The 5,273-nt window shown below is 73.2% G+C and carries 5 protein-coding genes; all 5 read right to left on the bottom strand.

Going from position 1 to position 5,273, the window contains the following annotated elements:
• Positions 1 to 63 precede the first annotated feature (63 nt).
• On the bottom strand, positions 64 to 1,305 hold the full coding sequence (gene ftsA, locus VKG64_17770; protein HKB26887.1) for a cell division protein FtsA: 1,242 nt from the start codon (positions 1,303 to 1,305) through the stop codon (positions 64 to 66).
• Positions 1,302 to 2,150 carry an FtsQ-type POTRA domain-containing protein gene (locus VKG64_17775; protein ID HKB26888.1) on the bottom strand — a complete coding sequence of 283 codons (849 nt, stop codon included), beginning with the start codon at positions 2,148 to 2,150 and terminating at the stop codon, positions 1,302 to 1,304. Before VKG64_17775 ends, ftsA begins: the two co-directional genes overlap by 4 nt.
• A gap of 2 nt (positions 2,151 to 2,152) precedes the next feature.
• Positions 2,153 to 3,031 (bottom strand): UDP-N-acetylmuramate dehydrogenase, encoded by an 879-nt coding sequence (gene murB / locus VKG64_17780; GenBank protein ID HKB26889.1) that lies wholly within the window; start codon positions 3,029 to 3,031, stop codon positions 2,153 to 2,155.
• A complete protein-coding gene (gene murC, locus VKG64_17785) occupies positions 3,025 to 4,425 on the bottom strand; it encodes a UDP-N-acetylmuramate--L-alanine ligase (GenBank protein ID HKB26890.1) in 1,401 nt (466 codons plus the stop codon). The genes murB and murC overlap by 7 nt, the downstream gene beginning before the upstream one ends.
• Positions 4,418 to 5,273, bottom strand: an 856-nt coding sequence (gene ftsW / locus VKG64_17790; GenBank protein ID HKB26891.1) for a putative lipid II flippase FtsW, incomplete at its 5' end; no start/stop codon positions are given. The genes ftsW and murC, both read right to left, overlap by 8 nt.

Raw genomic sequence — 5,273 nt, forward strand, 5'->3', positions numbered from 1 at the left:
CCCCGCCGGTGCCCACGGGCCACGTCGGCCGGGAACAGCGCCGCCTGCGCGCCCCGGCCCGTCCTAGAAGATGTCATTCACGATCCCGCTGAGCCGGCGCGCGAGCCGGGCGAGCGGGTGGCCGCCCAGCGCCTGCGCGGCCGCGCCCTGCGGACGCGCGCGCCAGCCGTGGAGCGCGAGCCCGACCGCGGTCGCGTACACCGGGCTCCCGATCACCTCGCCGAGCCCGCCGACGCCGAGTGGCGCGCCGCGGCGCACGGGCAGGTCGAACACGCCCTCGGCGAGCTCCGGCACGCCCTCGAGGATCGAGGTCCCGCCGGTCACGACGACGCCGGACGTCGCCGCGTCCGGGAAGCCGGCCCGCGCGAGCTCGCGCGCGACGAGCGTGAAGATCTCCTCGACGCGCGGCTGGATGATCTCGGCGAGCACCTGGCGCGAGAGCCGCCGGGGCTTCCGCCCGCCGACGGACGCCACGTCCACCGTCTCCTCGGCGGGCACGAGGGACGTGAGCGCGCAGCCGTAGCGCTTCTTCAGCTCCTCGGCGTCCGCCATCGGGGTGCGGAGGCCGATCGCGATGTCGTTGGTGATGTGGTCGCCGCCGAGCGGCAGGATGGCCGTGTGCCAGACCGCGCCGCCGCGGTAGAGCGCGACGTCGGTCGTGCCGCCGCCGATGTCGATGACGACGACGCCCAGCTCCTTCTCGTCCTCGTACAGGACCGCCTCGCCCGACGCGAGGGGCTCGAGCACGATGTCGTGGACCGCCAGCCCCGCGCGGTTGACCGAGCGGACGACGTTCTGGACGGACGTGACCGCGCCGGTGACGATGTGGACCTCGACCTCGAGCCGCACGCCCGACATGCCGATCGGCTCGCGGATCCCGTCGCCGTCGTCCACGATGAAGTTCTGCGGCAGGACGTGGATGATCTCGCGGTCCTGCGGCAGGTTGATCGCGCGCGCGGCCTCGACCGCGCGCTCGACGTCCGTCTCGCTCACCTCGCGCTCCTTGCCCGAGACGGCCACGACGCCGCGGCTGTTGACGCCCCGGATATGCCCCCCCGCGACGCCGGCGTGAACGCCCGAGACCTCGACGCCCGCCATCTGCTCCGCCTCGCCGACGGCCGCGCGGATCGCCTCCACCGTCGAGTCGATGTTGACGACGATGCCGCGGCGGAGCCCGCGCGAGGGTGCGGTGCCGACGCCGACGACGTCGAGGCCGCCTGCGCCGGGCCGCGCGATGACCGCGCAGATCTTCGTGGTGCCGACGTCGAGACCGACGACGAGGTCCTGCGTCTTCGCGCGTCTCACCGGGCCCCCCGCCGCTGGAGGACCACCTGGTGACGGAACCGCAGGTCCACCGCGCGGACGTCCTGCGTCACGGCCTGGCCGAGCACGCCCTCGAGGCGCGCCAGCCGCTCGTCCCAGTCCTCACTGCCGAGGCGCACCTCGACGCCGTCCACCGTGTAGAGGACGGGCCCGTCCGCGCGGCTCATGTCGATCTCGGAGATCTGGGCCGTCAGGCCGCTGCCGCTCCGGAGGAGCGCCTTGATGAGCGCGATCGCCGCCTGCGCCTTCGGCGCGGGCGCCTCGCGCAGCGAGGCGAGCTCGGTCTCCGAGAGCCCGCTCACGACGGGCACCTCGGGCGCGACCGCGTGCGGGGCGAGCCCGAGGAGCCGGCCCTCCTCGTCGAGCCAGTGGAGCCGGCCCCCGTGGACGAGCGCGAAGGGCCGGCGCTCCTCCACCTCGATCACGACGCGGTTCGGCAGCTCGCGGACGACGTCGACCCGCCGGACCTCCGGCAGCGCCGCGACGCGGCGGGCGACGGCCGTCGTGTCGAGGCGGAGGATGTTCGTGCCCGGGGCGATCGCGGCGGCGGCGCGGACCTGCTCGGCCGGCAGCCGCTCGGTGCCGCGCACCTCCACGCTCGCGACGGCCAGGCGCGGCGTCGTCAGGAGCCAGTGCGTGCCGAGCGCCGCTCCGCCGGACGCCAGCGCGAGGAGCGCGGCGACGGGCAGGACCCGGACGGCGCGGCGCAGCCAGCGCCGCCGCCAGCGCGTGCGCTCGACCCGCTGGCCCGTGACGAAGGCGGAGCGCTCGCCGAGGTCGGGCAGCGTCGCGGGCCGGGCCCTGGGCGAGACGAGACCGCTCGGCACGCCTACTCCCCGACGATCCGCATCTCGGGCTCGAGCAGGAGCCCGAAGTGCGCCTGGACGCGCTCACGCGTGAGGTCCATCAGCGCGACGATGTCGGCCGCCGTCGCGCCGCCGCGGTTCACGATGAAGTTGGCGTGCTTGGAGGAGATCTCCGCGCCGTTGATCCGCTTGCCCTTGAGGCCGCACTTCTCGACGAGCCGCGCGGCGACCTCGCCCGGCGGGTTCGTCCACACGCAGCCGGCGGACGCGAGCGCGAGCGGCTGCGTCGCCTTCTTCTGCTTCAGGCGCACGCGGATGTCCTTCTGGATGTCGGCCAGCGGCCGGCGCGCGAGGCGCAGCCGGCAGCCGATCAGCACCGCGCCCGTGGGCGGGAGGAAGGCGCGGTAGGTGAATGCGCCGGCGGCCGGCTTGAACTCGCCGAGCGTGCCGTCCGGGTGGAGGTAGTACACCGCGCTCACGAAATCGCCGATCCATCCGTCCGGCGTCCCCGCGTTCATCGCGAGCGCGCCCCCGATCGTGGCGGGGATGCCGACCAGGCACTCGATGCCGCCGAGATTCACCGCCGCCGCCTCGCGGATCAGCGCGGAGAGGCTCACGCCGGCCCCCGCGAGCGCCTCCTCGCCGTGGAACTCGGCGCGGCCGAGGCAGCCCTCCAGGCGCAGCACCACGCCGCGGACGCCGCGGTCCATCACGAGCAGGTTGTTGCCGCCGCCGATCACCGCGACGGGCAGCTGCTCGCGCTCGGCGAAGAGCAGGGCGTGACGGATGTCGTCCACGTCCTGCGGCACCACGAAGATGTCCGCGGCGCCGCCGATGCGGAGCGACGTGTGGAAGCTCAGGGGCTCCTTGAACCGGACTTCCCCCCGGATCTCTCCTAGCATTGAGCCCTCCCGTCGAGAGAGTCGGCATCGATTCGCTTGAGCAGCGCGGGTCCGAGCTGGCCCACGTCGCCGGCGCCGAGCGTCAGCACGAGGTCGCCCGGCCGGGTGATCTCGGCGAGATGCGCGAGCACGCGCGCCCGGTCGCTGCCGAGGTAGGTGACGTTCCGGTGCCCGTGGGCGCGGATCCCCTCGGCGAGATCCTCGGCGGTGACGCCGGGGATCGGCGCCTCGCCCGCGGGATAGATATCCAGCACGATCAGCACGTCGGCTTCGTTGAACGCCGTGAGGAACTCCTGCCGCAGGTCGCGCGTCCGCGTGTAGCGGTGCGGCTGGAACACGGTCACGACCCGGCAGTCGAACCCGGCCTTGGCGGCGGCCAGGGTCGCCCGGATCTCCGCGGGATGGTGGCCGTAGTCGTCCACCACGGTCACGCCGCGCGCGCTGCCGCGGACCTGGAACCGGCGCTGGACGCCGGCGAACCCGGCGAGCGCCTTCTGGATCGTCACGAACGGGATCTCGAGGTCGAGGCCCGCGCCGACCGCGGCCAGGGCGTTCAGCACGTTGTGACGGCCCGGGATCTGGAGCGTGCACTCGCCGAGGAGGCTCCCGCGCTGGAAGACCTCGAAGCGGCTCGTCATCCCGGCGAGGTGCAGGCGCCGGGCGACGAGGTCGGCGCCCGACTCGAGGCCGTAGGTGATGACGCGCTTCTCGACCCTCGGGATGAGCATCTGGATGTTGGGCTGGTCGAGGCACAGGACGGCCGACCCGTAGAAGGGCACCTTGTTGACGAACGCGACGAACGCCTCCCGGATCGCCTCGAGCGAGCCGTAGTGGTCGAGGTGCTCGGCGTCGATCGTCGTCACCACCGCGATCGTCGGCGCGAGCCTCAGGAACGAGCCGTCCGACTCGTCGGCTTCGGCGACCAGGTAATCGCCCTGGCCGAGCCGCGCGTTCGAGCCGAGGCTCGTGACGCGGCCGCCGACGACGATCGTCGGGTCGTAGCGCCCCTCGGCGAGGACGGCGCCGATCAGCGACGTCGTCGTGGTCTTGCCGTGCGTGCCGGCGATCGCGATGCCGTACTTCAGGCGCATCAGCTCCGCCAGCATCTCGGCGCGCGGAATCGTCGGGATCGCGCGCTGGCGCGCGACCTGCACCTCGACGTTGTCGCGCGAGACGGCGGAGGAGTAGACGACGACGTGGGCGCCCTCGACGTGGAGCGCCGCGTGGCCGACGTAGACTTTCGCGCCGAGCTGTTCGAGGCGTTCCACCGCCTCGTTCCGCCGCTGGTCCGATCCCGTGACCCGGTAGCCGAGGTTCAGCAGGATTTCGGCGATGCCGGACATGCCGACGCCGCCGATCCCCACGAAGTGGATCTGCTGGTAGCGCCTAAACATCGGCGTGCTGGGAGATGTTCAGGAGCACTCCCGTCGAGAGCATGGTGACGAGCAGGGCCGAGCCGCCGAAGGAGATGAACGGCAGCGGCAGGCCCTTGGTCGGCAGCAGCCCCGTGACGACGCCCAGGTTCACGAGCGTCTGCGTGGCGATCAGCACGGTGATCCCGAGCGCCAGGTACGCACCGAACGGGTCGGGCGCGCGCAGGCCGATGCGGAGCCCCCGCCACACGAGCACGACGAAGAGCCCCACGATCGCCGCCGCGCCGACGAAGCCGAGCTCCTCGCCGATGATCGCGAAGATGAAATCGGTGTGCGACTCGGGCAGGTAGAAGAGCTTCTGCTTCGAGCCGCCGATGCCCTCGCCGAGGATCCCGCCGTTGCCGAACGCGAGCCACGACTGGATGATCTGGAACCCGCTCCCGCGCGGATCGGCCCACGGGTCCACGAACGCGGTGATCCGGCGCAGCCGGTAGGGCGCCACCCAGATCGCGAGCGCCAGGAGCGGCACGGCCGGGGCCAGGACGAGGCCGAGGTGCACGGGGCGCACGCCCGCGAGGTAGAGAAGCCCGAACGTGAGCGCGAGCAGCGTCAGGCAGTTCCCGAGGTCGGGCTGGGCGAGGACGAGCGCCGCCAGGGCCCCCGCTACGGCGAGTGGCGGGAGCAGGCCCTGGCGGAAGTCGCGGAGCCCCTCGCGCTTCTTCGCGAGGAACGCGGCCAGGTAGACGACCAGCGCGAGCTTCGCGAGCTCCGCGGGCTGGAACGACACCGGCCCCAGGCGGATCCAGCGGCGCGTGCCGTTGATGGCCTGGCCGATCGGCGGGACGAGGACGAGGACCAGCAGCGCCCCA

Source organism: Candidatus Methylomirabilota bacterium (genome assembly GCA_035260325.1).
Taxonomy (GTDB): Bacteria; Methylomirabilota; Methylomirabilia; order Rokubacteriales; family CSP1-6; genus AR19.